This window comes from Fructilactobacillus hinvesii, from assembly GCF_024029435.1.
GTDB classification, from domain to species: domain Bacteria; phylum Bacillota; class Bacilli; order Lactobacillales; family Lactobacillaceae; genus Fructilactobacillus; species Fructilactobacillus hinvesii.
This window is the reverse complement of the sequence record NZ_CP097118.1, coordinates 750730-776373: the sequence shown is the minus strand read 5'-3', so window position 1 is coordinate 776373 and position 25644 is coordinate 750730. Positions and strand designations below refer to the sequence as shown.

General features: G+C 46.9%; 28 protein-coding genes. 3 read left to right on the top strand and 25 right to left on the bottom strand.

All coding sequences use genetic code 11. The annotated features are described in order from the left end of the window. Positions 1 to 14: 14 nt before the first annotated feature. The 19 genes from M3M39_RS03860 to M3M39_RS03770 form a co-directional block, all read right to left on the bottom strand. Positions 15 to 284: a hypothetical protein gene (locus tag M3M39_RS03860; protein ID WP_252796563.1), complete on the bottom strand. Its 270-nt coding sequence runs from the start codon at positions 282 to 284 to the stop codon at positions 15 to 17. Positions 285 to 293: 9 nt separating this feature from the next. Beyond that, on the bottom strand, positions 294 to 848 hold the full coding sequence (locus M3M39_RS03855) for an NUDIX hydrolase (RefSeq protein WP_252796562.1): 555 nt from the start codon (positions 846 to 848) through the stop codon (positions 294 to 296). Between the two features lie 48 nt (positions 849 to 896). Next, a complete protein-coding gene (locus M3M39_RS03850) occupies positions 897 to 1097 on the bottom strand; it encodes a cold-shock protein (RefSeq protein WP_252796561.1) in 201 nt (66 codons plus the stop codon). An 84-nt stretch (positions 1098 to 1181) separates the two neighbouring features. Continuing rightward, positions 1182 to 3983, bottom strand: coding sequence for an isoleucine--tRNA ligase (ileS, locus tag M3M39_RS03845; RefSeq protein ID WP_252796560.1), 2802 nt, complete (start codon positions 3981 to 3983; stop codon positions 1182 to 1184). A gap of 210 nt (positions 3984 to 4193) precedes the next feature. After that, complete coding sequence (locus M3M39_RS03840; protein WP_252796559.1) at positions 4194 to 4850, bottom strand: DivIVA domain-containing protein; 657 nt, start codon at positions 4848 to 4850, stop codon at positions 4194 to 4196. Between the two features lie 12 nt (positions 4851 to 4862). Continuing rightward, positions 4863 to 5654, bottom strand: a complete 792-nt coding sequence (locus M3M39_RS03835; protein WP_252796558.1) for a YlmH family RNA-binding protein — start codon at positions 5652 to 5654, stop codon at positions 4863 to 4865. A gap of 1 nt (position 5655) precedes the next feature. Beyond that, entirely contained in the window at positions 5656 to 5937 is a 282-nt protein-coding gene (locus M3M39_RS03830; protein ID WP_252796557.1) for a YggT family protein, read from the bottom strand. Beyond that, positions 5937 to 6353 (bottom strand): cell division protein SepF, encoded by a 417-nt coding sequence (locus tag M3M39_RS03825; RefSeq protein ID WP_252796556.1) that lies wholly within the window; start codon positions 6351 to 6353, stop codon positions 5937 to 5939. The genes M3M39_RS03830 and M3M39_RS03825 overlap by 1 nt, the downstream gene beginning before the upstream one ends. A gap of 22 nt (positions 6354 to 6375) precedes the next feature. Next, positions 6376 to 7602: a cell division protein FtsZ gene (ftsZ, locus tag M3M39_RS03820; protein ID WP_252796555.1), complete on the bottom strand. Its 1227-nt coding sequence runs from the start codon at positions 7600 to 7602 to the stop codon at positions 6376 to 6378. An 18-nt stretch (positions 7603 to 7620) separates the two neighbouring features. Then, complete coding sequence (gene ftsA / locus M3M39_RS03815) at positions 7621 to 8970, bottom strand: cell division protein FtsA (RefSeq protein ID WP_252796554.1); 1350 nt, start codon at positions 8968 to 8970, stop codon at positions 7621 to 7623. 98 nt (positions 8971 to 9068) lie between these two features. Beyond that, a complete protein-coding gene (locus M3M39_RS03810) occupies positions 9069 to 9875 on the bottom strand; it encodes a hypothetical protein (RefSeq protein WP_252796553.1) in 807 nt (268 codons plus the stop codon). A 14-nt stretch (positions 9876 to 9889) separates the two neighbouring features. After that, entirely contained in the window at positions 9890 to 10996 is a 1107-nt protein-coding gene (gene murG, locus M3M39_RS03805; RefSeq protein ID WP_252796552.1) for an undecaprenyldiphospho-muramoylpentapeptide beta-N-acetylglucosaminyltransferase, read from the bottom strand. A 2-nt stretch (positions 10997 to 10998) separates the two neighbouring features. Continuing rightward, complete coding sequence (gene murD / locus M3M39_RS03800) at positions 10999 to 12375, bottom strand: UDP-N-acetylmuramoyl-L-alanine--D-glutamate ligase (protein ID WP_252796551.1); 1377 nt, start codon at positions 12373 to 12375, stop codon at positions 10999 to 11001. A gap of 14 nt (positions 12376 to 12389) precedes the next feature. Further along, a complete protein-coding gene (gene mraY / locus M3M39_RS03795; RefSeq protein ID WP_252797961.1) occupies positions 12390 to 13346 on the bottom strand; it encodes a phospho-N-acetylmuramoyl-pentapeptide-transferase in 957 nt (318 codons plus the stop codon). A gap of 132 nt (positions 13347 to 13478) precedes the next feature. Continuing rightward, positions 13479 to 15290: a peptidoglycan D,D-transpeptidase FtsI family protein gene (locus M3M39_RS03790; RefSeq protein ID WP_252796550.1), complete on the bottom strand. Its 1812-nt coding sequence runs from the start codon at positions 15288 to 15290 to the stop codon at positions 13479 to 13481. Further along, positions 15287 to 15652, bottom strand: a complete 366-nt coding sequence (locus M3M39_RS03785; protein WP_252796549.1) for a hypothetical protein — start codon at positions 15650 to 15652, stop codon at positions 15287 to 15289. The genes M3M39_RS03790 and M3M39_RS03785 overlap by 4 nt, the downstream gene beginning before the upstream one ends. 14 nt (positions 15653 to 15666) lie before the next feature. Next, positions 15667 to 16611 (bottom strand): 16S rRNA (cytosine(1402)-N(4))-methyltransferase RsmH, encoded by a 945-nt coding sequence (gene rsmH, locus M3M39_RS03780; RefSeq protein WP_252796548.1) that lies wholly within the window; start codon positions 16609 to 16611, stop codon positions 15667 to 15669. An 18-nt stretch (positions 16612 to 16629) separates the two neighbouring features. Continuing rightward, the gene (gene mraZ / locus M3M39_RS03775; RefSeq protein ID WP_420842991.1) at positions 16630 to 17109 is read right to left on the bottom strand and encodes a division/cell wall cluster transcriptional repressor MraZ; all 480 of its coding nucleotides are present in this window, start codon (positions 17107 to 17109) and stop codon (positions 16630 to 16632) included. Positions 17110 to 17177: 68 nt separating this feature from the next. Further along, on the bottom strand, positions 17178 to 17573 hold the full coding sequence (locus M3M39_RS03770) for a DUF3397 family protein (protein WP_252796546.1): 396 nt from the start codon (positions 17571 to 17573) through the stop codon (positions 17178 to 17180). A gap of 91 nt (positions 17574 to 17664) precedes the next feature. Here M3M39_RS03770 and M3M39_RS03765 point away from each other — a divergent pair, with 91 nt between their 5' ends. After that, positions 17665 to 17787 carry a DUF4044 domain-containing protein gene (locus tag M3M39_RS03765; RefSeq protein ID WP_252796545.1) on the top strand — a complete coding sequence of 41 codons (123 nt, stop codon included), beginning with the start codon at positions 17665 to 17667 and terminating at the stop codon, positions 17785 to 17787. A 65-nt stretch (positions 17788 to 17852) separates the two neighbouring features. On the opposite strand, the gene M3M39_RS03760 is transcribed toward M3M39_RS03765, so the two are convergent. Beyond that, complete coding sequence (locus tag M3M39_RS03760; RefSeq protein WP_338028466.1) at positions 17853 to 20189, bottom strand: DNA translocase FtsK; 2337 nt, start codon at positions 20187 to 20189, stop codon at positions 17853 to 17855. A 13-nt stretch (positions 20190 to 20202) separates the two neighbouring features. Beyond that, a complete protein-coding gene (locus M3M39_RS03755) occupies positions 20203 to 20727 on the bottom strand; it encodes a tRNA (cytidine(34)-2'-O)-methyltransferase (protein WP_252796544.1) in 525 nt (174 codons plus the stop codon). Between the two features lie 123 nt (positions 20728 to 20850). Between M3M39_RS03755 and M3M39_RS03750 the strand changes: the two genes are divergently transcribed. Beyond that, positions 20851 to 21435 carry a copper homeostasis protein CutC gene (locus M3M39_RS03750; protein ID WP_252796543.1) on the top strand — a complete coding sequence of 195 codons (585 nt, stop codon included), beginning with the start codon at positions 20851 to 20853 and terminating at the stop codon, positions 21433 to 21435. 14 nt (positions 21436 to 21449) lie between these two features. On the opposite strand, the gene M3M39_RS03745 is transcribed toward M3M39_RS03750, so the two are convergent. From M3M39_RS03745 to M3M39_RS03735, 3 genes are read right to left on the bottom strand one after another with little or no spacing between them, the layout of a single operon-like run. Then, positions 21450 to 22349 (bottom strand): RluA family pseudouridine synthase, encoded by a 900-nt coding sequence (locus M3M39_RS03745; protein WP_252796542.1) that lies wholly within the window; start codon positions 22347 to 22349, stop codon positions 21450 to 21452. Then, positions 22342 to 23151, bottom strand: a complete 810-nt coding sequence (locus tag M3M39_RS03740) for an NAD kinase (protein WP_252796541.1) — start codon at positions 23149 to 23151, stop codon at positions 22342 to 22344. The genes M3M39_RS03745 and M3M39_RS03740 overlap by 8 nt, the downstream gene beginning before the upstream one ends. Further along, the gene (locus M3M39_RS03735; RefSeq protein WP_252796540.1) at positions 23151 to 23780 is read right to left on the bottom strand and encodes a GTP pyrophosphokinase; all 630 of its coding nucleotides are present in this window, start codon (positions 23778 to 23780) and stop codon (positions 23151 to 23153) included. Before M3M39_RS03735 ends, M3M39_RS03740 begins: the two co-directional genes overlap by 1 nt. Positions 23781 to 23952: 172 nt before the next feature. Between M3M39_RS03735 and M3M39_RS03730 the strand changes: the two genes are divergently transcribed. After that, on the top strand, positions 23953 to 24510 hold the full coding sequence (locus M3M39_RS03730) for a DsbA family protein (protein ID WP_252796539.1): 558 nt from the start codon (positions 23953 to 23955) through the stop codon (positions 24508 to 24510). A gap of 15 nt (positions 24511 to 24525) precedes the next feature. On the opposite strand, the gene M3M39_RS03725 is transcribed toward M3M39_RS03730, so the two are convergent. Further along, positions 24526 to 25644 carry a competence protein CoiA gene (locus M3M39_RS03725; protein WP_252796538.1) on the bottom strand — a complete coding sequence of 373 codons (1119 nt, stop codon included), beginning with the start codon at positions 25642 to 25644 and terminating at the stop codon, positions 24526 to 24528.

The following is a 25644-nucleotide window of genomic DNA, read 5'->3' as shown; positions in this document are numbered from 1 at the left end:
CATTATTAGTTAGTTTAGTCCACAAAGCGCATCACGCAAAGCACCGCAATGATTAGGATCACCAAGATGATAATCACAAAATCCAGTTTATGCGCGAAGCGGCGGTGCCGGGATTCTGGGTCCTGATCCGAAGTACTCCGCCCTAGCCCCTGCGGGTCCCGCGGTTCGTCTTGATCTGGTTGACGCCCGAAGCGGTTCCGCCGGGTTTGTTGCTGCTGGCGACGAAACGCCTGCCGGGTCATTTCTGGTTCCTGATCCCCGGTCGTTCGTTGTCTCTCATCCATCTTGTTACCCTACTTTTTCATTAATTCCCAGGCTTGAATTGCCATAATCGTTTTGGCGTCCTTGATGGTCCCGTCTTGAACCATTGCGTGCGCTTCTTGTAAGCTGTACTCGCCAATTTCCAAAAACTCACCGTCATCGCGCGGTAGCTGGTCGGTGACCGGCGTCAAATCAGTGACGAGGTAGAGGTACATGTATTCGTCGGTAAACCCACAGGACGAATAGAACGAGTACAACGGTTCAATCCGGTCGGCATGGTAGCGAATCTCTTCGTTCAGTTCCCGTTGAACGGCGTGAATTTCATTACCTTGATCGCGGTCGTCGAGCTTTCCAGCAGGAATTTCCACTAAAACCGCCTTGGCTGGTTCGCGCCACTGCTTTTCCAACACAATCTTGTCATCCGCTGTGATAACCAACATTCCGACTGCGGGAGCATGGTGCACCACGTCCCGGTGCGCGGTTTCACCGTTCGCCAGACGCACCGTTTCCTGTTCTACCCGGATAATTTCGCCGTCGTACTTCAGTTCACGCTTAATTTCGGTTTCCTTCAAATCTTTGTCTGCCATGTCGTTTCTCCACCTTTTCCTTGTCCTGACTCCGATTCGGGGTTGTCTTTACCGGGCGAGCCGAATCTTAGCTGCTTGAGGTCCGTTTTTCCCTGGGGAAATCACGAATTCCACCGGATCGCCGGCTTGAATTAGCTTCGGATTGCCCTCAATGATCCCCGTGATGTGCATAAAAATCTCTTCTCCGTCAGTCGTGGTTAGGTACCCAAATCCCCGACTCCGATCATACTGCTTAATCTTACCTTCCATCGCGGTGCCTCCTTTACTGTGTAGCTGTCCTAATCTCATCATAACAAAAGCCGAGACTAACATCTCGACTTTTAATTTATTTACTTAGGCGTCAAAGCCAGTTTCTGCTGTTTCGGGGAACTGGTCTCTGACTAATTTAGCACACCGGGCACAGAATCCTGGGTAGTCCGGATCACTACCAACGTCGGTTTTAATCAACCGGCACCGTTCACAGGTCTTGCCATCGGCGTGTTCCACTTCAATGGCAAGGTCGTCACCAAAGGTCGAAACATCGTCTTCGGCGGCTTCAATTGGTTTGATTTCCAGTTGCGAAACCATCAAAATTTGCGCCAAGTCCACATTTAACTTGGTTAAGAGATCCTTCAGCTGGGGCGTTACGTACAGGATTAACTTGGCTTCGGAAGGTTTTCCGATGATCTTGTCATTGCGAGCATCTTCCATCGCCTTTAAGACGTCCTTGCGGAGTTGCATGAATTGATCCCATTCCGTCCGGATCTCTGCTTCGTTGTCAAAGTGCGTCACCGTTGGCATTTCGGCTAACTGCACGAATTCTTCTGGTTCGTGACAGAACTGCCAAATTTCTTCGGTCGTGTGCGGAATGATGGGCGTCAGTAACTTGGTTAAGGCCACTAAGGCTTGGTACAGCACGGTCTGCATGGCCCGCCGCCGGGCTCCGTCTTCGGCATCGATGTACAAGATGTCCTTAGCAAAGTCCAGGTAGAAGGCGGATAAATCAACCGTGATGAAGTGCATTAACTGCTTGTTGATCGTCATGAAATCATACCGGTCGTAAGCGTCCTTCACATTCTGGATTAGGTCGTTTAACTTAATTACCATGTATTGGTCCACGGACGGTAAGTCGTTGTAAGCGACCGCGTTCGTTTCGGGATCAAAGTCACTGGTGTTCGCTAACAGGTACCGCACCGTGTTCCGAATCTTCTTGTAGCTGTCTCCCACCGTCTTGAAGTTTTCCATCGAAACCCGAACGTCAGCCGAGGTATCCACACTCGTAACCCAGAGCCGCACGATGTCTGCTCCCATCTGCTTGATAACGTCAGCAGGCGCAATCGTGTTTCCAAGCGACTTGCTCATCTTGTGACCATTTCCGTCTAAGGTAAAGCCTTGCGACAGCAAGTTCTTGTATGGTGAAATGCCGGCCGTAGCCACACTGGTAATCAGACTCGAGTTGAACCAACCCCGGTACTGGTCAGAACCTTCGAGGTACAGATCAGCTGGGTAAGTTAATTCTGGTCGTTCGGCTAAGACCCCTTGGTGCGAGGAACCAGAGTCAAACCAAACATCCATGATGTCGGTTTCCTTGGTGAATTCCCCATTCGGGGAGTGTTCACTGGTAAAGCCAGCTGGTAACAAGTCCTTGGCATCGCGTTCGAACCAGACGTCGGAACCATACTTCGCAAACAAGTCGGCCACGTGGTTGATTGTTTCCGGCGTCATGATGGCCGTCCCGTCTTCAGCATAGAAGATCGGGAGTGGCACACCCCAAACCCGTTGCCGGGAAATGACCCAGTCGCCCCGGTCCCGAATCATGTTGTGGAGCCGTTGTTGTCCCCACTCGGGATTGAAACTAACCGTGTCAATGGCATCCAGGATTTGTTGCCGAATCTTCGTTACAGAAGCAAACCACTGGGGCGTTGCCCGGTAGATGACCGGCTTCTTGGTCCGCCAGTCAAACGGATAACTGTGTTCGTATGGCATGTAGTGTAGTAACTGCCCTTGCTCCTTCAACTTGTCCAAGGCAATTTGGTTCGCATCTTCGTAGAAGACCCCCGCAAAGTCTGGACCCGCTTCTTCGGTCAGGTACCCCTTGTTATCAACGGGGGCAAAGATTGGTAAGTCGTATTGCTTTCCGATGTTGTAGTCATCTTCCCCGTAACCAGGCGCAGTGTGCACCAGTCCGGTTCCGGCGTCGGCGGTTACAAAGTCACCCAACATTGTGACTAACTTACGGTCCGGTGTGAAGGGATGTTCGGCCAAAACGCGGTCTAAGTCTTTCCCTTGGACGTGTTTAACGATTTGAACGTCATGCCAGCCAAACAGTTCAGCATCGGCATCTAATAATTCCGCCGCCAAGACGTATTGTTTCTGATCGTCGTCATGTTTCACCACGACGTAATCGAAGTCTGGAGCCACCGTGATTCCTTCTGAAGCGGGAATCGTCCACGGGGTCGTCGTCCAGACCACCATGTAGGTGTTGTCATTGTCTAAGACGCCTTTGCCATCAACCACTTTTTCGGCGTAGAAAGCCGATGGTGATTCAACGTCGTGATATTCCACTTCGGCTTCAGCGAGAGCTGATTCAGATGACCAGGACCAGATGACGGGTTTCAGACCCTTGTAAATCAATCCCTTTTCGGCCATCTTGCCAAAGACTCGTACTTCAGCTGCTTCGTATTCAGGTAAGAGGGTTAGGTAGGGATGATCCCAATCCCCTTGAACTCCGAGCCGTTTAAATTCGGTCCGTTGCCGGTCGACCTGCTTTAAAGCATAGTCATGACAAAGCTTTCTAAATTCGTTCGTCGACATCTTTTTACGGTCATAGCCGGCTTTTTTCAGTTGTTGTTCAATTGGTAAGCCGTGGGTATCCCAACCGGGGACAAAGGGAGCCCGAAAACCGTTCATAGACTTGTAACGCACGATGAAGTCCTTGGTAATCTTGTTCATCGCGTGTCCCATGTGAATGTCACCGTTGGCATAGGGAGGCCCATCGTGAAGCACAAACGCAGGCTTTCCTTCGTTTAGGCGTTGGCGTTGTTGGTACAGTTGGTTGGTTTCCCACAGTTGCTCGCGTTCGAGCTCTTTGACCGGTAGGTTCCCGCGCATTTTGAACTTGGTCTTACCCAGGTTCAGGGTGTCTTTGATCCGCATCGCATTTCCTCCTTTAATGTACAAAAAAACTCCGTCTCAATCGGGACGAAGTCGTCGTGGTACCACCCAAAATTCAGGATTGCGCACAATCCTCTCATTTTTCGTTATAAACGTGATAATCATAAAGTGATCTACCAATCTAAAAGTGACCAACGGGCTTCCACCCTCCCCGTTTCGCTGTGATATTTACAGACTGGCTTGCTGTCTTTATTATAAAATTTCAACCTGTCCATCTGGGTAGAAGCGGACGGTTGGTTCCGCATACTTGTCAGACGACAGTGGTTGATTACTTTCAGAGTTTACTCTCTCATGATCCGAATTGTCAAGGCCTGCAACTAAGGACTTCATTTCCGGGAAGTTGCGATAGTCGGCGCCCTCTAGTAATTCCGACCAGTCTGAGCTGTTGGCATACTGAAGTTGACTTTCCAACATTGCCACCATCTTCTTTTGGAATCGTTGCAGTTGCATGCGAAAATCGTCGGTACTCAGGGCAATCACAGCTGCTTGCTTCTTACCGGCTGCGACCTGATCTTGAGCCGTGTGCGTTGCTTCCATCAGCAGTTGGTTGGCCTTGTCTTGCGCTTCCTTCATGGTCTTTTCTGCACTGGCATCTGCCGCCTTTTTCACGTTGTCAGCAGCTTCTTGGGCGACCAAGATGGACTGGCTCAATGACCCGTTTAAGTCATCGTAGTGATTCAGTTTGCGCTTTGCTTCGTCTAAATCTTTCTTTAACGAGGCATTGTCATCGTGCAAGATTTGATAATCTTTGGTAATTTGTTCCAAAAAATCATTAACCTCGTCAATGTTGTAACCCCGCATCTTGGTGCCAAATTTTTTGTTGTGAATGTCTTCTGCAGAAAGTACCATGGTAAGCCTCCATCACTTATTTTTTATCACATCAAACTCTGCTTTAATTTTTCCTTTTTTGGAAAAGCCATCATTTTCGTTTAATTTTATTCTACCAAATCCCCGGACAGATACCAGGTCGTGAATGGCTAATTCGTAATCTGGTTTTTCGTAGGTAAACCAGTTTAATCGAACCTTCCCTCGGGTCACAAGTTCCTTTGCCACTGCCCGCGAAACCCGAAAGAGGGTTGCAATCACAACGTCCAGTCGTAACGATGGTAACGTCGTGTGTACCGCTTGAGCATTATCTTGCACTTGTAACAAATTCGTGAATGGTTGGGGTGCTAACGTGACTTTAGTTCGTCCCATCTCCGTCACCGTTTGTCGCAAAAATGGGGCAATTTCTTGCTTCGTAATTAATTGCCACCGGTTGCCATCGCTAATGATATCACCAAGCACATTGCGCTCAATCCCGCTCCCCATTAAGGAGCCAAGCACCTGACGGTGTTGTAAAGTGGCAAACTTTTCCGGGTAGTTAATCTCTAACAGGGCCAGTTCAAAATCCTGATCCATCGGCGTAAAATAATCGGGAAAGACTAACCCCCGTTGCATTTCCGCTTGCGGATATCCTCCGTTACTTTGCAATCGCAAGTCTGGTTGGCGGTTCACCAACGTTTCTAGCAAATAACGTTCCCGCGCGTTTAAAAACTCGGTTAGAATCGGTCGATACTCGGTTGCCGCCTGCTCAATCCAGTCACTGGCCTGCCGGAGAAACGGTAGCTCACTTGAACGAAAATGTTGCGTAACGTTCTCAGAGAGTCCCATGTTAACCCACCAACCCAATCAGGAAGTTGGCGATCCCATTGATTCCAATTTTGATAAACCAGAGCGCCAAGATTGCGAGTACCGGGCCAAAACCAATCATGCCGATGCGAGCAAAGTTAAAGTAAGATATAAATGGCTCTACAATGCGATTAATCAACTGCCCCAGTTTCGACTGGCTTGCGCCTGGTAACCAAGTTAGTAAGGCCCACGCCACGATCAGGTAACTATAGATATCAATCAAATAATCCAAGGTTACTGCGATTAAATTAATTAAACCGGCCATTAGTTTTTCTCCGACCGATCATAAAACTGACCCTTGACGTCCCCGTTCACCACGTAGTTTTGGGGGGTACATAGGTAGACCTTTTCGTCAATCTGTTGCAAGTTCCCTTCGATAGCGTAGAGGGTTCCTGTAATAAAGTCCACAATCCGTCGAATCGTGGTGCTGTCAACGTTTTCCATTCGAACTAGCACCGCATCTCCGTTGATTAATTTATTCGCGATGTTTTTAGCATCTGCAAAAATTCGGGGTTCGACGATGTTAATTTTACTGTCTGGAATCCGATTATCATTCATAGAGAGCACCTTTCGTGGGTTCTTTTTGACCGCCGGCGTGGTAGCTGCTGGCTCTTGAGGATAGTTATCAACGGTTTCTTCCTCATCAACGCCAAACAAACTGTTAAAAAATCCCTTTGCCATGTCTAACTCCCCCTTTTTTTAATTATTGATTCCGGTATTTAAAGTTAAATGGTGGAATGTCATCGTTTTGCTGGTCATCATCTGATTGATTCCCAGCGTTAAATGGTTCAAATTCTTGTTTTTCCACGTTTTGGAACCGTTGGTCTGGTTCTGCGCGTTGTTGTTGTGCTTCTGGGTTCGGAGTTGCACTTGGATTCGGTTGCACTACTTGGCTTCCCTGATCTGGGTGAACTACGTTTTCACTCGAACGAGTAGCACTTTGAATGTTTTGGACGTCCGTAATGTCATTAGAGTCATCATCGATACCCGTTGCAATCACAGAAACCCGAATTTCATCACCCATGCCCTCATCAATTGAGGTTCCAAAGATGATATTCGTATCATCAGAAGTAGCATCCCGAATGATATTTGCAGCATCCTGGGCTTCAAAAATTCCAAGATCAGGTCCCCCAGTAATGTTCAACAGCACTTGTTTAGCACCATCAATGGAAACCTCCAATAATGGCGAATTAATGGCCTTTTTGGTGGCTTCGGGAGCTCGGTTTTCACCGCTAGCAGAGCCCACGCCCATCAAAGCGGTTCCCTTGTCCTTCATAATGGTCGTCACGTCCGCAAAGTCCAAGTTCACGTATCCAGGACGTGTAATCAAGTCTGAAATTCCTTGCACCCCTTGCCGCAACACGTTATCGGCGTCGTGTAAGGCTCCTAAGAAGGACGTTTTCTTGTCGGCCATTTCAAGCACTTGGTTATTAGAAATGACCACCATTGTGTCAACGTTTTGCTTCAAAGCAGCTAATCCTTCGCTTGCGTTATGAGAACGGGCTGGCCCTTCAAAGGTAAATGGTCGGGTAACCACGGCCACCGTCAAAGCCCCTGCTTGCTTCGCAATCTTTGCGATAATGGGAGCGGCCCCGTTTCCAGTTCCACCACCCATACCGGCAGTCACAAAGACCATGTCAGCACCCTTTAAGGCGTTGGTAATGTCTTCTTGGCTTTCTTCGGCAGCCTTTGCTCCAACCTCTGGGTTCGAACCGGCTCCTAGTCCCTTGGTCAGTTTGGGTCCTAAGTTAATTTTTGTTTCTGCTTTAGAAGCGTCTAAGGCCTGTAAATCGGTGTTTGCGGCGATAAATTCAACCCCTTGCACTCCGTCTTCAATCATTCGGTTAACGGCATTGCCACCACCGCCACCGACTCCGATGACCTTAATGTTAGCACCCGTTCCTGTGTTTTGATCCATTGCGTAATCCATAATCTCTACCCTCCGTGGTTATTCAAAGAAATTTTTCAAAGAGAAGTTAAAGCCGTTCTTTTTGCGTTTCTTTTGTTGCTGCCCTTGACTGCGCCGCGAAAAGAAGGAGGAATCGTTTCCCTCGTCAGTGACAGGAGCGTCTTCCTGGTATTGGTCAGGATCCTGCTCTGGTTCTGGCTCTAAGTTAGCGGCTGATGCAGTGTGATTGGTTGCAAAGATGTCGTAAATGACCCGTTCCACGTCGCTCATTTCGATCGCATAGTTAACCAAGGCTAACCCTAACGCAAACGAGGAATGGCGTAAGCCCATTTTATCCGGAACGTACACCCGCACGTTCATCCCAAAGGTGTTGGCAGCTAGTTCTGCAATCTTAGGCATGGAAGCCACCCCTCCGGTTAAAACAATCCCCCCGGGCATTCCCAGTGCGTTGACCGCCGTTAACTTATCTTTCAATCGACCCAGGATTTGATCTAACCGAGCCTCAATGATTTCGGCCAGCAGTTTTTCGTTGATCTTACGGGGTTGGCTCTGACCGACAACTTCAATGGAAAACTCGTTATCAACCACTGCGTACTGAGCGTCAGCAATTCCGTATTCTCGTTTGATGCTATCCGCATCTGCTAAGGAGATGTTTAAAACGGAGGAAATATCCTTCGTGATGTATTGCCCACCTTCGTGATCAACGTCAATGTATTTTAATTCGTGATCATGAATGACAGCTGCCGTCGATTGTCCGCCACCCAAGTCCATCAAAATCGTTCCAAAGTCTTGCTCTGAGTCAGAAAGGACTGTCTTTCCTTCTGCTTCCGCGCCAACCACCAGCTGATCAATTGTTACTCCAGCATTGGCAACGGCCTTGCGCACGTTGTGAATGATCGTCTTTGGTCCGGTAATTAGCCGCCCGGTTAATTCAAGTCGGGAACCAACCATACCCCGAGGATCAGAAATATCATCAAAGTCATCAATCTTAAATTCTTCCGGTAGCAGGTTGATGACTTCCCGTTCCTGTGGTAGGTTGTTTGAAATCGCAGCCTGCGCAACATCCATAATTTCCCGGTTGCCAATTTCCTGCGTACTGTCTGAAAGACTAATCATGCCAGAACAGCGGTCAATGCTAACCAGATCCGCTGGCAAGCCAACAATTACACTACTAATTTTTACTCCGGACTTTGCTTCTGCTTGATCCAGGGTCTTGCGAATGGCCGAAGCTGCTTTATCGATGTCAACAATAATCCCCCGACTCACTCCGGCCGACGGTTCGTTTCCCACTCCAATCACATTTGTTTGCCCATCAATGCGCTGGGCTACAATTGCTTTAATCGAAGTGGTTCCGATGTCTAAGCCAACGTAAATATCTGATTCTTTCATAAGATGTGGAGCCTCCCGCTTAAGTACTAGCACTGCACGTTTGTCAGTTAATATTTGTTATCAGTCTACCATACTCAAACCAGTTTGAGAACGCGCGCTCACTGAATTGGCGTCGCATATGCTCCAAATTCCATGTGCACGATGCTAGGCTTTCGTAAAGTTGGTTTGAGCTTTTGATAATCTCGTAGTTTTTGTTCCAATTGGTTCGCAAACATAATGATTTGGTTCCCATCCCGGAGCTTGAGCAGCACCTGTTCGTGACTGCCCTTGCCCTTTTCCGGGGTAATCTCTGCCACGTTAGTTCGCATTCCTTTGGAGACACGCCCTAGTTGTTTACCAAGCACCGTCGTTGTTTTCGCATCCAAATTACCCTGTAACTGGGTCAGCTGCTCCAAACGTTTATGAGAAAACTGCTTGGGCTGGGTTCTTCCGTTTGGATAAACCGCCTTAAACCGCTGCCCAATTTGTAAAGCAGCCACCGGCGCTGCAATTTGAGCATGAATCTGAATTTGATTTCCAGCAGTGGTAGCCGTCAGGTTCGTCACATTCGGGTGCTTTTGGAGTAACTGCCGTTGTAACTGGGGTAGTTCTCGTTTAACCAGGTGGAGATTATCTCCCACTTCAAGGGGAATCTCATTTCTAAATAACTGCCGAGCTGTGGGCGGTGCGATCTGAATGCTCCCCACCCGGCTAGCTGGAGAAGCCTGGTAACCAAAGTAGACACAGAGGCCAATGAAGATAATTAGCAACGGACCAGCCATCCGCAGTGATCGAGACCACCGTTCTCTTCGAATCCGTCGGTTTTTTCGACCAACCCGCAACCGCCGGTGCCGCCACTTACGGTCATAATCAGCTTGAAATCGCTTTTCGACTATCTCGTCTCGTTCGTTCCGTTTTTCGTCCATGGGTGAACCCCCACTTAACTGCGATGTAGCCGAATTGCATCCCGGCACACGTCAAGCAACTGGTCAGCGGCATCGGGAACGCCCATCTTTTTGGCATTTTGGGCCATTTCGTGTCGTTCTTGGGGATTATTCATTAGACTGTCAATTTTACTCAATAAACTGGAACCACTTAGTTCTGCTTCCGTTTCTAAGAGGGCAGCGTGTTGGTTAACCAAGCTCATCGCGTTCTTCGTTTGGTGATCGGCCGTTACGTAGGGACTGGGGATGAGAATTGATGGAATCCCGTCGGCCGTAATTTCCGCAAGGCTCGTGGCTCCAGCTCGACCCACGATTAACGCCACTTGGGGTAAAACCTCGGGCATGTTATCTACATAAGGTAAGACCTTCACATTATCGTTAATCGGGACCTTCTTCAGGCTTTCCATTACCCCTTCATAACGCCCCCGGCCGGTTACAAAAACTACCTGGTAGTCACGCTGGTTAAACTTAGGGAGCGCCGCTACCATTGCTTCGTTTAGCTTCAGGGCTCCCTGACTACCGCCAAAAACGAGCACCGTGGGAACATCATCTTGTAATTGTAGTTCGGACCAGTGGAAGTTGCTCTTAATTTCTGCTACCTGTTGGGCACGTGGATTCCCGGTAAAAACTACCTTTTGTTCCGGAAATTGGGAACGCGCTTCTTCAAAGGCAATCCCAATTTTATCGACGTACCGACTCAAAAACTTATTGGTCCATCCCACAACGCTATTTTGTTCGTGGATCACCGTTGGAACTCCCATTTTAGCGGCCGCATATAGGACTGCTCCGGATACGTAGCCTCCCGTTCCGACCACTACATCGGGATGAAATTGTCTAATAATGCGTTTAGCAGCCTGTACGCTCTTTAAAAAGAGGTAGACCGTTTCAAAATTATAGAGGGAAAAAAGCTTCCGTTTAAATCCCTGAATCTTAAGTTCGCGAAAGGCAATTCCCTTTTCGGGAACAATGTTTTTTTCCAGCCCCCGTTTGGAGCCCACGTACAAAACCTGGGCCCCAGCATCTTGGCGTTGGAGCGCTTCTACCAGCGCTAAGGCCGGATAAATATGTCCTCCGGTTCCCCCACCAGAAACAATCATCTTCATCTTTATTTCTCCTCCCGTTGGCCGGTCAGTTGTTCGACATTCGTAATAAAGCGGTCTCCGCGTTCTTCATAACTTGCAAATTGATCCCAGCTGGCGTTTGCGGGTGACAGCAAGATTACATCACCCGGTTGGCTTAGTTGGTAGGCCTCTGGCACTGCTTGGTCCAGGTTATTAACCACCTTAATGGTTGGGACGCCCGCTGCCGTCCCGGCCTGCTTCATTAACTCAGCCGTTTCGCCAAAGACGACCATGCCACGTACATGCTCACGTAGCTCTGGTTCAAGTTTTTCAAACGTATAGCCCCGGTCTAAGCCTCCTGCAATTAAAACCACTGGTTGGTGCATGCCGGCCAATGCCATTTGCGTGGCTTCGATATCCGTAGCCTTCGAATCGTTGTAAAATTCCCGGCCATCCGCGGTTAACACGTACTGATTTCGATGCCGAACCCCGGAGAAAGTCTTTAAGACCTCTACAATTTTAGCCGTTGGAACTCCCGATAACTTAGCCACCGCAATCGCAGCCAAAGCGTTCTCGATGTTTGGCTCACTGTTACTCTTTAATTCATCCGCCTTCATGATGAACTCATCGCGAAAGTACAACTTACCGCGGTGTTGATAGGCTCCATCTTCGTATTGACCCTGCGCAGAAAATGGTACTACCAGCGCCTGACTTTGCTGACTTAGTTTCCGCCATTCTGGTTGATCAAAGTTCATCACCAAAAAGTCCCGGTTAGTTTGGTTCTTTGTAATCCGCATCTTAGCGGCAACGTAATTAGCCCTTGTCTTGTGGTAATCTAAATGATTCGAGTAAATGTTCGTAATGACCGCAATGTGGGGATGTAGTTGCGTAATCCCCAGCAACATAAAACTGGACAGTTCCATAACAATTTGATCATGGGCCGTCACCCGTTGGGCGACTTGCGTTGCTGGAATGCCAATGTTTCCGGCCCGATAGGCTTTTCCATTGCTCATCCCGGCACTCAACATCTCACTAATCATAGTCGTGGTCGTTGTTTTTCCGTTACTTCCGGTCACACCAATGATCGGAGCACTGGAAATTTCTGAAGCCAATTCTACCTCACAAATAATGGGAATCTGTTTTTGCAATGCAGCCTGCACCAACGGTACCGTATAGGGAATACCTGGATTTTTGACCATTAGATCAGCGGAATCAACCAAACTAACTGGAGAATCACCGGCAACTACTTTAACGCCAGCGTTCTCCAAACGCTGATAATCCGCAATCTCTGTAGCCGATTTCGCATCAGTTAGAGTCACGTGAGCACCCAATTTAACCAACAAAAGGGCGGCATTGGTGCCACTCATTCCTGCTCCAAATACCAGCACGTTTTTATCTCGATAATCATTAATCTCTCGCATGCTAAGCTCCTACCTTAAATCATTGTCAATACACCGGTGACGGCGGTAAATAAGCCCACGGCCCAGAAAACCAGGTCAATTTTCCATTCACTCCAACCAATCATTTCAAAGCTATGATGAATGGGGGTCATCTTAAAAATCCGCTTCCCGGTTAGTTTAAAGGATCCTACTTGCAGAATCACACTGAGAGTTTCTAAAACAAACACAAGTCCAATCCATAACAGGGAAAGTTCATGGTGTAACAAGATAGAAACCGCTGCAAGAGCCGCTCCCAATGCTAATGATCCCATGTCACCCATGAAGATTTGGGCCGGTTTATGGTTAAAGACCAGAAAGGCCAGCACGGAGCCAACCACCGTCCAGCAGAAAAGTTCTACTTCGTATTGACCTTGCACCTGAGCAATGATTCCATAGGCAGCAAATGCAATCGCACTCAATCCACTGACTAACCCGTCGAGACCGTCGGTTAAGTTGACCGCGTTGGAAAAACCAGTTAGCCAGAAGATGACAAACAACACGTACAAGAAGCCTAAGTGAACTTCACCGATGCCAAAGAAGCGGATTGACATGGGAAACCCCCATACGTAGTATCCCGCTGCAAAGACCAGGGAACCAAAGACTTGGAGGGCGAATTTTTGCCATGCTTTAAACCCTTCGTTTTGGCGCCGAAAGAGCTTGATGCTATCGTCCCACATCCCAATTAAGCCAAAGAACAACAGGACAAACAATAAAATCAACAGGACAGAATTTAACTGGTGCAACCAGAGACCCAGCCCAATCCCGGTCAAAATGATGGCTGTTACAAAGCCTAGTCCTCCCATCGTGGGCGTTCCACTCTTTTTTTCGTGCCAACTCGGTCCTTCCTCACGAATCATCTGACCTTCTTTTTTGGCCCGAAAATATTTAATTAGTAAGGGGGTAAAGCCTAGCGTTAAGGCAAACCCCACCACGAGGGGTAATATTCCATCCATGATTTCCATTAAATTCCATTCCTTTCTGCACCTATCGTGCTAACCCAAATTACTACTTTACTCTAAATCATTAATTGAGCTGAACCGCTTCTTGGCGTGTAAGGATAGTTTAAAGCAGCGTCCTCTGCTCAGCTAATTTGTCTGCTTTTTGTTTTTATCATCATCCAGCGCTTTTTTCATCACTACGTTGAAAATTTTAGCACTTTCCTTAGTGGCGATGTGATCACCTAATTGCGGTTGTTTCATCGTGACGTACATGATATAACGGGGTTTTTTAGCGGGAGCCATTCCGGCAACCGAATATAGGTAGCTGTTGTTCCCGTTTTCATACTGCCCGTGTTCATCCGCCACTTGCGCCGTCCCCGTTTTAGCAGCCACCCGATAACCATCAATTTGAAAATCATGGCCGATACCGTAATCTTTGTAAACCACGTCTTCCATGTGCTTACGCATCTGTTTGGCGGTTGATGCCGAAATGGGATGACCAACCACTTGGCGTGAATAATTTTTGATCACTCGTTTGTTTTGACTATCAGTAACCTTATCAACAACACGAGGTTTGATCATGGTTCCGTTGTTAGCAATCGCCGTAAAGCCTTGCATCATTTGGAGCGCAGTCACCTGGATCCCCTGTCCAAAGGCCGTATTGGCTTGTTCAATTGGACGCTGGAACTGCATGGAACCCATGGCCTGTTGGTCAAAATCGGACGAATTATTCTGCAATAACTGGAACCGTTTGATGTAATTTTTCCAAGTTTCAGGTCCCATGTTTTCTTCAAGGTGAGCCATGGCAACGTTACTAGACAAAGCAAATCCCTTATCATAAGTAATCGTTCCCCAGCCATTTCGATTCCAATCGGGCACGATTTGATTTCCAATTTGGTAGATCCCGGAACGATATGTATCAGAACCGCGGTAGTGACCGCTATCAATCGAAGCTGCCATCGTAAAAATCTTCATGGTCGAGCCTGGTTCGTACAGATCCTGAGTTAGGGTATCCCGCCAAACGTCACCTAGCCCTTGTCCGGTAGTGGGATTAAAGGTGGGGCGTTGTGCAGCAGCCTTAATCTCTCCGGTTTTAGCGTCCATCAGGATTGCATTTAAAACCTTCGGATGAACATCCTGATCAACCTGACTCATTTGGTTCTCTAAGAGTCTTTCTAGCTTGGGGTCAATCGTTGTATGCACGTTCTTGCCATTTTGTGGTTTCTTTTCCTTGGGTTTTTCTGACGGAATTTGATACCCGTAGTTATCATGTTGACTCTGCTTAAATCCGTCCGTTCCCTTTAAATCCTTTTCAAAGCGGTTTTCAATTCCCATCTGTCCAATTAAATTAGTCTGCTGGGTCTTTTGATCCACCTTTGAAGATGCTAATCCGACTACGTGAGAAGCAAAGATTCCGTTGGGATACATCCGCGCGGGTTGCGCAATAAAGTTCAATCCCGTTAAATGACCCGCTTGAATCTTTTGTTTGGTCGCTAATGAAATGTTATTTCCCGCGTTTCCAAATTCCACCTGAAAGGTTTTCTGCTTAGGATTTAAGGCTTGATAGGCTTTCTCGTAGGAAATCGGTAAATTAGCAGCCAATATCCGCGCCGTTTTTTCCTTGTCCTGCACGTATTCTGGCTTCCCTTTTAAATCCTTTTGCTGATGGTTTAAAACCGCATAAAGCGTATAAGTATTCGTATTTTCTGCCAGTGGTTGTCCGTTACTAGCGTAAATGGTTCCCCGCCGGGCATGCATAATGCTGGTTTGATTGTACAGTTTTTGGGTTCGATCAGCGAGATTAACTCCGTTGGCTCGTTTAAAAAGGGCCTTGTGCGAAAAAAAGATGATAATCAACAAGAAAATCGCCAAAACAAAGAACAATAAGCTTTTTCCCGCTAATTGCCTGGTTTTGACTGCTCTTCTTTGATTATTCATCTCAGTTTGTTTCTTATTCATCGTGAAACATTCCTTACGTCTGAATCTGCAATGGAAAGTTTATCCTGTTTAACTACGTGATTAATGGCTTTCATTTCCTTTACGTCCAGTTCCTGACTCAGACTTTGATTTTGTCGGTTTAACTTGGAACTCTTCGTCGTTGTATTCTGCAGGGTTCGTTGTTCTTGATTAAGCTGATTTTTGGCGGACACCACGGCGATCATCAGGGCCACCATTAGGATGACCCCCGTTACCATGATGGTTTTTTCAAATGTGGACAGGCGCAGTTGGGGAACTGGCCGTCCTTTTCGGTGCGGTTGATAATTTCTGCGAGAAGTTGGATTGAAACCAACTTGTCGTTCAGCAAGACCATTTTGTGCCACGATGATGAGACCTCCTACCTAATTCTTTCAATGATGCGTAGCTTAGCGCTGTGGGAACGATGATTTTCAGTTTGTTCAGCTGCACTAGGCAAAATTGGTTTTTTCTGCACCATTTTAAAGTGCGGCTCTAATTCCGGTGGAATCACTGGCAGATTCGGTGGTAAATCTGGGATGGTGGTTTGTTCCTTAAACATCCGTTTTACCAGTCGATCCTCTAAAGATTGAAACGTAATGACGGCAAGCCGACCGTGGGGTTTTAGTAGGTTTAGCGCCTGTTCAAGGGACGCCTCAAGAGCCCCAAGTTCGTCGTTGACCGCAATCCGGATCGCTTGAAATACCCGTTTTGCTGGATTACCACCGTGCCGCCGGGCTGCCGCTGGAATTGCTGCTTTCACAATTTCCGCAAGTTCGGTTGTCGTTTCAATTGGTTGTTCTTGGCGTTCGCGCTCAATCTTACGGGCAATTTGCTTCGAGAATTTTTCTTCCCCGTACCGAAAGAAAATCCGAACCAAATCTTCATACGGCCACTGATTTACCACTTGATAAGCATCCAGAGCTTGGCGTTGATCCATCCGCATATCAAGCCTAGCATCCCGTTGGTAACTAAAGCCCCGTTTTGCATCATCAAATTGCGGAGAAGAAACCCCCAAGTCATAGACAATTCCATCTACGGTGCTAACGCCCTGCTCTGCCAAATCAGATTGCAGGTTGCGAAAGTTATCGTGAATAAACGTCACTTTTTGTTGCCGTAAAAACGGCTGAAGGTGCTGCTCATTATACGTAATTGCGGTTTGATCCTGATCAAAGGCGTACAAATGACCAGTGGTTAGTTCGGAAAGAATCAGCGCGCTATGACCACCTCCGCCCAGGGTACAGTCCACGTATAAACCAGCTGGTTGAACGTGCAACTCAGCTACAGCTTCGTGTAATAGTACTGTTTCGTGTTTGAATTCGGTCATTACTACTGACTCCTACGCTTAAAAATCTAATAAATTTTCGGCAATCTCATTAAAATCATCTTGGGCTTGGTCGTTGTAACGATCCCACCGGTCCGCGTTCCAAATCTCAAACCGATTGGAAACCCCGGCTAGCACACATTGCTTTTCCAAGTGGGCATACTGTAACAACGGTTCGGGGAGGTTAATTCGCCCCTGCTTATCAAATTCACACTCCGTCGCAGCGGAAAAAAAGAGGCGGGCAAAGGTCCGGGCATCCCGCTTGTTAAACGGTAAGCGGTCAATCTCTGTCTGCACCTTTTCCCATTCTGCTTGCGGATACCCGAACAAGCATCCATCAAGTCCCCGGGTAACCATAAACTTGGATCCCAGTTGTTCTCGAAATTTAGCCGGGATGATCAGCCGTCCCTTTGTGTCAACATTGTGACGATATTCACCAAGTAACACTAGTTCGACCTCCTGTCCCCCTAAATCTAATCTCAGTCTACCACAATCTCCCACTTTGAACCACTTAATTAGGGACTTTACCCACAAAAAAAGTAGCACGAGAACATTTGTTCTGATGCTACTTAGAGCCGAATTCCAATTTCATAGCTAAGTGCAATTAAATAGCAAGCCAGCCAATATAAATCGCCACATCGCCACCAGCGAATTAAAAATGGCTTGAGAATAATTTCACCATCTTTACAAAACAAAATCATTAACAACAATGCCCCACTCCCAAACCAAATGCTCAAAAGCGGGGGCAACCAGGTATTGCCGTGACTAGTCAGCGTCAGACCTGGGATTACCCAGATTGCAAAAAGCGGGCACAGATCTAGTAGCCGCACTTTTTTTAACCATCGCTGGTGACTAAGCCGTTTAATTAAACTCACGATGAATCCTAGTAGCACGAGCCCAATTGCTGGAATAATTTGAAGTTGGAACAAAGCACTCATTGAAGTGGGAACTTGAACCATCTGCATGAGTTTCCTCCTTTCTAAATATCATTTGCAATGACCAACAGACACCTTTAGAATTGGTTCTAAACGAAAAAAAATGAAAGTGGTGGTAAATGTGACAAAATGGAAAGATAAGTCAACCTTTCAAAAAATCCTGTACGTTTTTGTGTGGATCATGATTATTGTAACCCTTGCCGGGGTCATTTTGGGCTCTGCCTTAACCGTTTTTGGTGGCTAAGCATCACCAAACAAAAAGAGGACTGAAAAATGCAGATTTTTCAGTCCTCTTTTTGTTTTGACTGGTTAGTGATCGGCATCCTCTTGCTTATAAACCGTCCGGGGCGTACTTCCCCGTTGTGGACCCACGTAGCCCCGTTGTTCAAAGTCATCGATAATGCGTGCGGCCCGGTTATAACCAATCCGGAAGCGCCGCTGCAACATCGAGGTACTGGCCTTGTGTTCGTGAACCACGAACGCTAGCGCTTCATCAAACAACGGATCCTGGTCCTCTTCAGCCGCTTCGGCTTCCATTTCAGCATCAGTTACAACTAAGTTATCATCGTATTCCGGCTGCCCTTCCTGTTTCACCGCATTCACAATCGTTTCAACATCAACGTCCGAAATAAACGAACCCTGAACCCGACTGGCGCGGCTTTGCCCAATTGGTTGGTACAACATGTCCCCACGTCCCAGTAATTTTTCCGCTCCGTTGGCATCAAGGATCGTCCGCGAATCAATCCCACTGGAAACCGCAAAAGCAATCCGTGACGGGACGTTAGCCTTGATCAATCCCGTAATAACATCTACTGAAGGTCGCTGAGTAGCTAGAACCATGTGCACCCCGGCTGCTCGTCCCATTTGAGCTAAGCGAATGATCGCACTTTCCACCTCGTTTGACACCGTCATCATTAAATCAGCCAGCTCGTCAACCACGACCACGATGTATGGTAACGGTGGTAAATCAGTGCCTTCTTGCTGATTCTGTTCCTGGATAAACTGATTGTAACCCTCAATTTTTCGTTGCCCACTTTTAGCAAACAACTTGTATCGGGCTTCCATTTCACTGACCACTTTATGCAGTGCTCGGGCCGCTTTTTTTGGATCAGAAACCACTGGGGATAACAAGTGGGGAATCCCGTTGTAAACTCCCAATTCCACCCGCTTAGGGTCAATCAGCATTAACTTCACCTGATCAGGACGAGCCTTTAATAGCAGACTGACAAGCATCCCGTTAATGGCCACCGATTTCCCGCTTCCCGTTGAACCAGCAATCAGCAAATGGGGCATCTTAGTTAAATTACAGGAGACCACGTTCCCATTAACGTCCTTGCCTAAGGGAACCGTCAAAAAACTATGGCGATCCTGAGCTGATTGCCGCTCAAAGACCTCACGAAAAGAAACCGTGGCCACTTCTTGATTTGGAACTTCAATTCCAATTAGTGATTTCCCTGGAATCGGGGCTTCAATTCGAATGTCCTTGGCCGCTAGGGCTAACGCTAAGTCATCACTTAGATTCACAATCTTACTAACTTTGACTCCGACCGCTGGCTCTAACTCGTATTCCGTCACAGACGGCCCCAAACTAACATGTTTGACGGTAGCATCAATCCCGAAACTCCGTAACGTTTCCTGCAGGGTGTTTGAATTACGATTAGCAGTTGCGATTTCCTGGGTTTGATCAACCGGAGGAATCTGACTCAACAGGTTCACAGCTGGTAACTGGTAGTCACTAGCGTTTGCTGCCGTGACCGTGGGAGCGGATTCGGGCGCTGGTTCTGGTTCCGGAGCGGGTTGCTCACTTGCTACCTGAACTTTTGGTGGTCTTTCCGGTTGTTCTTGAGGAGCCGGGGCCACAGATGCCGGTGTAGCACTATCAGCAGACGGCGTCGATTCTACAATCTCATTAGTTACTGGTGGAGTGGCTGTAACGCTAGGTTGAACTTGAGACTGCTTGGAATGGTCCAATTGCCGCCGATGCCAAGCTGCTCTTTTAGCCCTAAGCCAGCCTTGTGTGCGTCTTATTCCCCTTCGAAGAACGTGAGCTACGTTAATCCTAAACAACAATAAGAACCCGGCAATAATCAGGCCCACTGCTAATCCAGTTGCCCCAATCCAGGAGAAAAGCTTAGCACAAATCAGTAATAAGCCCGCCCCTAGGAGTCCACCTCCCGCGTTGGTACTAATTTTACCGGAAATTAAATCGTTGCTAACGCTTTCCCAAGTGATTTGGAGCAACTGCACGTGCAATCCAAGGCTATTAAACTGTAATACGGACGCTCCTAGTAACAATCCCAGTCCGATGCAAAGAAGACCACCAAGCACCCGTTCTTTGAGCTTCGGCAGTTTTAGTTCCAAACCGGTCAGAGCTCCTAAAACTGCCAACAGCAGAAGCAGAACGGGATATAGGTTTCCGACCACCAGCCGGGTTAAATTAGCTACTCCCACCCCAACGATACCCAGTTTAAAAAGACCAAGTACCGCTAAAATCAATTCCATTAAACCAAACAGATTGTGCCGTTTTTGGCCTAAGTACGCCAGCAACCGATTCCGTAAGCGGGGTTGTTTGGCTTTCGTGGTTTGGCGGCGTCTGGTTGGTTTCTTTCTGGTAGTGCGCTTTTTCGTTGGTTTTCTAGCCGCCACAAAAACTCCTCTCCTATTCTTTAAAATCTTTTAGTTTATCATGTTCGTAAGTATGAACGCGGTCCAAGCCCGCAAACGATTGTTGCCGTAACACTTCATAAATCACAATGGCACAGGTGTTTGAGAGATTGAGGGCCCGAATGTGGCGATCATCCTGGGGAATCCGTAGGGCTTGTTCAGCATACTGCTGTTCAAACCGTTCGGGAAGACCCGTTGTTTCCTTACCAAAGATAAAGTAGTAGTCCTGATCAGCGTCATGATAATCCGGTTCCGTATAGGTCTTGGCCCCGAATTTAGAAATTAAGAACATATTTTTCTGATTAGAAACGGTAGCTAAAAAGGCCGGTAAATTATCATGATACCGAATATCAACCTTATTCCAATAATCAAGTCCTGCTCGTTTCAGGTGCTTATCATCTACAGAAAACCCGAGCGGTTTAATCAAATCCAAAACGGTATCTGTTCCCGCACAGGTCCGGGCAATATTTCCTGTATTAGCAGGCATTAGGGGTTCGAACAAAACAATGTGATTAGTCATAAATTTCTCCGCTTTCTATTTTCTAACTTTAGACGTACATTATAGCACACCTGTTCGGGGTACGTAGAGGGCGACCCGAAGCTCTTTTGCATGATATGATAGGTTCAAGGAGGATGATTAATCATGAACATTGAACCGTTAATTGCGACCTTTCAGGAGGTGCCCAAAGCAGCAGAACAAGCATTGCTGCGAGTTGCCCTTGCTAATCACGCCCAGACCCCGAGTCGTGGTTTAATTGCGGCTACCACGCGCTACTTGCACGAACACCAAAAAAGTCTTGACGTGTGGATTAGCGCAACGCCCCACGCTAGCGAGTGGAACGACACGGAAATCAAACTGATGGAAGACGACTTGTTTCAGTGCCAAGAATTAGGTGTTGATGGGGTTATTTTTGGCGCTACAACGAAAACACAACATTTAGACGACGAGGCCTTAGAAATTCTGCTGGGAGCAAGTGCTGGGATGGATCCGTTCTTCTCTCCAGCATTTACAAATCTGCCGGCCGCAGAATGGCCCCACGCCCTTCAGTGGCTAAGTGACCATCAATTTCGGGGAATCGTGGCAACCGACCATCTGACTGAATTACAAACGGCATTAAAAGCCTATCCCACTTTACAGTTAGTTCCCATGACAGCTAATTTGCAAAGTGCGCAGCGGGTAGAAAGTGAACTCCACGTTCCCACCATTATTAGTCCTTTAGCTGATTAAACAAAAACGACTTTCTAACGAAAGTCGTTTTTTTGTTGCATTAGTTCATTAAAGTAGGCAGGAACTGGGGCCGTGATCGTAATCATCCGTTTGGTTAAAGCATCAAAAAAAGCAAGCCGATAACAATGTAAAGCTTGATGCGGTAATTCATGATTGGTGGGATTATACAGCCAATCGCCGACTAACGGTAGTCCAAGGGCAGCAAAGTGCACTCGGATTTGATGCGTACGCCCAGTGTGTAGCCGAATGCGGACTAATGAATGGCGCTGCGTTCGGTGTAGACACCAAAACTCGGTTTCCGCGTATTTTCCAGTCCTAGTCACCGTTCGTTCTAAAAATGAATCCGGTTTACGGCCAACCGGAAGCACGATTGAAGCATGTTCATTAACAACTTGACCGGCTAAAACAGCTACATAGTCCTTTTGTACCTCGTGCCGCTTTAACTGCCGATCTAGCAATGAATGGGCAAGACTGTTTTTAGCAAAAATAACCGGTCCACTGGTTCCCTTATCCAATCGATTCACCACATGAATCACCCGGTTACTTCGTCCCTGACGAATGTAATAACCGAGCACCCGATTCACTAAGGTGTGGTTGGGATACAAAGACGACGGTACCGTCGCTACCGTCGCCGGCTTGTTTAGAATCAGGTAATTGTCATCTTCATATAAAATGGCAATTGGACGATTAGACACCTGCAAGTGAGGATTTTGGGGTTCCGGGGGCATAATCAGTGTCACGTCATCCCCTGGTTGCAACAAAAAGTTAGGCAACTGCGGTTTTTGATTCACCAATAACTGGCCACCGTGAAATTTAACCCGTTTGAGTAAGGAACGCGTCACGCCCTGTTGCAGTAAAAACGTCCGTAACTTCAATTCCGTCGGCTGTTTATTAATCCACTGAAACTTACTCATCCAGGTTATCACCAATAAAGGAATTCCCGACTCGCTTCCAGAAGTGGGTATGCCGGTACTTCGCAAAGTAAATTCTGCGTTCCGAAATCCGGTAAGTAATCGATTTAATTGGTCGATCCTTCACCATCAATTGGTCACAAGTTAACACGTTGTGCAACGAAACGTTGGGGACAATCGTGAGTTCTTCCGAAGGCGGAATGATGATCGGAGATCCAATCGTTCGAAAGACCCGGTTATTAATGGAAGCCATCTCGGCCATTTGCACGGCATTAAACCGGGGGGAAATAATTGCTCCTCCGACCGATTTGTTGTAAGCCGTCGATCCCGTAGGCGTGGAAATACATAAGCCATCGCCTCGGAAGTTTTCAAACAACTGATCCTTGATATAGACCTTGCCAACCATCGTCCCAAACAACTTTTTGACGGTTGATTCGTTTAAGGCCAACATGTAGTCTGGTTCTCCCTGGTCTGAATACTCAACCTTAATGTCTAACAACGGATAACTGACACTCTGGCCGTTATCACGTTCCAGACTAGAAACCAGTTGTTCCACCTCGTTATCACGCCAATCGGTATAAAAACCCAAGTGGCCAGTGTGGACCCCGACAAAGCGGACCCGCTCTGCTAGATCCTTATAGTGATGAAAGGCTGATAACAAGGTTCCATCTCCACCAACCGAAATCACCACTTCTGGGTTCAACTCATCGAGTTGTAATTGCTCTGAATCATTAATTAACTTGGCTAACGACGTCGCCACCGTGGTCGAAGCGGCGTTATCATTCCCAAAAATTGCAATCCGCATCATTGTTCTCCTTTATGATCTTGATCTTCGTCTGCTTCTGTCGCCGAAAGTTCATGATGAATTTGTGACATCTCTTCATCTAAACGAAAGGCAGTTTCAGAAGCATCCTGTAACCGTTTGTGAACATCCGCCGGAAAGTCGCCAGAGTGCTTATAATTAAGCGAGTGTTCTAACGTGGCCCAGAAGTTCATAGCCAGCGTTCGGACCTGGATCTCCACTAGAATGGTTCGTTCTCCAGCTAGCATTTGCAACGGATACCGAAAAACGATGTGATAAGAACGATATCCACTCTCCTTTTCGTTATTCACGTAGTCACGTTCCGAAACAATTTCCACGTCGTTTCTGCGTCGTAGCAATTGCACCACTTCGTACACATCATCTAAAAAAGGACACATGATCCGCAGACCACAGAGATCCTCCATGTCCTCCGTGAGTCGATCTACACTAATGTGTCGACGTTCCATTTTTTCTTCGATGCTAGGAATCGACTTAATCCGACTGGTAACAAATTCAATTGGTGAGTGTTCACCGCGGACCTGAAACTCCTTGCGCATTCCGCGTAGTTTTACTTTCCATTCTTTTGCGGCTTGTTGGTAGGGAAATAATAATTGATCCCAGTTGTCATTCACAAAACCACCTCATTTACACTTGATAGTGTTATCATACCATACTCATCCCGTCAGCTTGGCGCTTCGAAAGACAAAATCATTGAAATTTAGCCAAAGTTTGGTATTCTAGATAATGCATCTATTTATAAAGTTTACCTTAAAAAGTTTAAATTTTGAGAAAGGACTGTGCGGAATGATTGAAATGTACTTATTTGTTGAGCCAACCTGTTCCAGTTGCTTAACAGCAGAACAGGCGGTGACGAAAGTAGCTGACAACTTAACCCAAAAAGTACGTGTGAAGTTCATTCCGTACCTCCAACTTGGTGTGATTAATAGCTCACATCACCAGTTAGATTACCAAATTACATTAGACTACAAGGCTGCCCTCTTTCAGGGGTGCAAAAAGGGACGAGAATTTTTGCAACAACTGCAAACGGAAGTATTACTTAACCATGCTATTTACTCTGACGCTTTAGTTAATCAGGTAGCTACAGCAACTAAACTGGATCTAGAAATGTTTCAAGAAGATCGCGATTCGGATTTACCTCAATCAGCCTTCAAATCGGATCAAGAACTGGTTCGTGAGATGGGCGTTACCGATCACGATAATCTCGTCATTTTTAACTGTGCCAGTTGTGCGAATGGTCTCTTAATCAAAGATTTAGATTATCAACATTTACATACATTATGTGCCAAAATGGAAACCAAAATGCAAAAAGAATCCGGGACTCCCAACCTGCGTGTTCTTTAAAAGACTAGCAATTTGCTAGTCTTTTTCTTTTGCAATAATTGCCGCTAATTTCTGTCGCTCATCCACAAACCACTCACCGTCTTTTATCCATTCTAGTTGATCACGGCACTCTTGCCCCGCTCCCTGCTTCCGAAGCTCTCGCATAAACGTTGTAACTAACCAAGCAACCTGGTGCCGTAAATTAGGCAATAACGGATATTGCAGTTGTTGTTCCAATCGGTTAATTAGCGCTGGTAAACTAACTAAATGATTGGTTTCTAGTTCCAAGACGACCTGAATTCTCCACGTTAACCACCAGAGTGCTGTGTTTAGCGGTGGCACTCTTCGGGGATAGTGGCACACCAGCGGACACCCCTGTAATAAATGATGGCACCGATAACACTCTTCTTGCAAAGTTAACGTAGCTGGATTACGCCACCGTAGTTGTTGGATCAGCCAACTTTGGATTCCTAATAAAGACGCAATTGGAGCATCCACAAGCTGCATCTGGCGCCAAAATTCGCTTAATGTCTTCCAAGTAAAAAACAATCGTTCCTGAAAATCAAGGCACTGATCAGTAAAACTCAGATGGTAACGCAACCTGAGTTTGGATTCCCTCACATTTAAAAACAGCAGATAATATCCGATGCTGGGTCGGTACGCCAGAAACTGTAACACACTGGCAGCCGTTTTTCGGCGTTGGTAATAAGCCTGACCTAACAGCCATTCCGAATGTAATCCGACCCGCTGATAACCGCTAACTCGTTCTGATAATCGCTTAACCGTTAACGGGCTACACTGAAATTCAAGCACTAGCTTCTGATCCACCAGGACGTCAGGACGCTGCTTAATCGCCGGCAAATAAACCTCAAGTTGGGCTTTAGAGGTAGTCTGCCATTGTTGCTCTAAAAATAATTTCCCCGCCAGATGCTCGGTTGTTTCTGGTTCACCTATGTGACAATCACTATTTGGTTGGTGCGCAAAATGAGCAATTTTGTGTGCTCCTCGGCGCAACTGGACTTGTTCGTGACAGTTGGGGCAAAAGTAGTGCTGCTTTCGTTGTGCTCTCAGAGCCTTAATCCGTTTTTGTGTAGTTGTCATCGCAATTAACAAAAAATCACCCTTAAAGAAGGTACGAAAAAAGACCACGTTCAC

What these genes read in the sequence shown, in the direction of transcription:
- M3M39_RS03855 (WP_252796562.1), bottom strand. Translation starts at nt 848, where the DNA reads ATGGCAGACAAAGATTTGAAGGAAACCGAAATTAAGCGTGAACTGAAG.
- M3M39_RS03830 (WP_252796557.1), bottom strand. Translation starts at nt 5,937, where the DNA reads ATGGCCGGTTTAATTAATTTAATCGCAGTAACCTTGGATTATTTGATT.
- ftsZ (WP_252796555.1), bottom strand. Translation starts at nt 7,602, where the DNA reads ATGGATTACGCAATGGATCAAAACACAGGAACGGGTGCTAACATTAAG.
- murG (WP_252796552.1), bottom strand. Translation starts at nt 10,996, where the DNA reads ATGAAGATGATTGTTTCTGGTGGGGGAACCGGAGGACATATTTATCCG.
- M3M39_RS03810 (WP_252796553.1), bottom strand. Translation starts at nt 9,875, where the DNA reads ATGGACGAAAAACGGAACGAACGAGACGAGATAGTCGAAAAGCGATTT.
- M3M39_RS03730 (WP_252796539.1), top strand. Translation starts at nt 23,953, where the DNA reads ATGATTGAAATGTACTTATTTGTTGAGCCAACCTGTTCCAGTTGCTTA.
- M3M39_RS03745 (WP_252796542.1), bottom strand. Translation starts at nt 22,349, where the DNA reads ATGAGTAAGTTTCAGTGGATTAATAAACAGCCGACGGAATTGAAGTTA.
- ileS (WP_252796560.1), bottom strand. Translation starts at nt 3,983, where the DNA reads ATGCGGATCAAAGACACCCTGAACCTGGGTAAGACCAAGTTCAAAATG.
- M3M39_RS03755 (WP_252796544.1), bottom strand. Translation starts at nt 20,727, where the DNA reads ATGACTAATCACATTGTTTTGTTCGAACCCCTAATGCCTGCTAATACA.
- M3M39_RS03850 (WP_252796561.1), bottom strand. Translation starts at nt 1,097, where the DNA reads ATGGAAGGTAAGATTAAGCAGTATGATCGGAGTCGGGGATTTGGGTAC.
- M3M39_RS03860 (WP_252796563.1), bottom strand. Translation starts at nt 284, where the DNA reads ATGGATGAGAGACAACGAACGACCGGGGATCAGGAACCAGAAATGACC.
- M3M39_RS03770 (WP_252796546.1), bottom strand. Translation starts at nt 17,573, where the DNA reads ATGCAGATGGTTCAAGTTCCCACTTCAATGAGTGCTTTGTTCCAACTT.
- M3M39_RS03835 (WP_252796558.1), bottom strand. Translation starts at nt 5,654, where the DNA reads ATGGGACTCTCTGAGAACGTTACGCAACATTTTCGTTCAAGTGAGCTA.
- rsmH (WP_252796548.1), bottom strand. Translation starts at nt 16,611, where the DNA reads ATGACCGAATTCAAACACGAAACAGTACTATTACACGAAGCTGTAGCT.
- M3M39_RS03740 (WP_252796541.1), bottom strand. Translation starts at nt 23,151, where the DNA reads ATGCGGATTGCAATTTTTGGGAATGATAACGCCGCTTCGACCACGGTG.
- M3M39_RS03790 (WP_252796550.1), bottom strand. Translation starts at nt 15,290, where the DNA reads ATGAATAAGAAACAAACTGAGATGAATAATCAAAGAAGAGCAGTCAAA.
- M3M39_RS03750 (WP_252796543.1), top strand. Translation starts at nt 20,851, where the DNA reads ATGAACATTGAACCGTTAATTGCGACCTTTCAGGAGGTGCCCAAAGCA.
- ftsA (WP_252796554.1), bottom strand. Translation starts at nt 8,970, where the DNA reads ATGAAAGAATCAGATATTTACGTTGGCTTAGACATCGGAACCACTTCG.
- M3M39_RS03825 (WP_252796556.1), bottom strand. Translation starts at nt 6,353, where the DNA reads ATGGCAAAGGGATTTTTTAACAGTTTGTTTGGCGTTGATGAGGAAGAA.
- M3M39_RS03840 (WP_252796559.1), bottom strand. Translation starts at nt 4,850, where the DNA reads ATGGTACTTTCTGCAGAAGACATTCACAACAAAAAATTTGGCACCAAG.
- murD (WP_252796551.1), bottom strand. Translation starts at nt 12,375, where the DNA reads ATGCGAGAGATTAATGATTATCGAGATAAAAACGTGCTGGTATTTGGA.
- mraY (WP_252797961.1), bottom strand. Translation starts at nt 13,346, where the DNA reads ATGGATGGAATATTACCCCTCGTGGTGGGGTTTGCCTTAACGCTAGGC.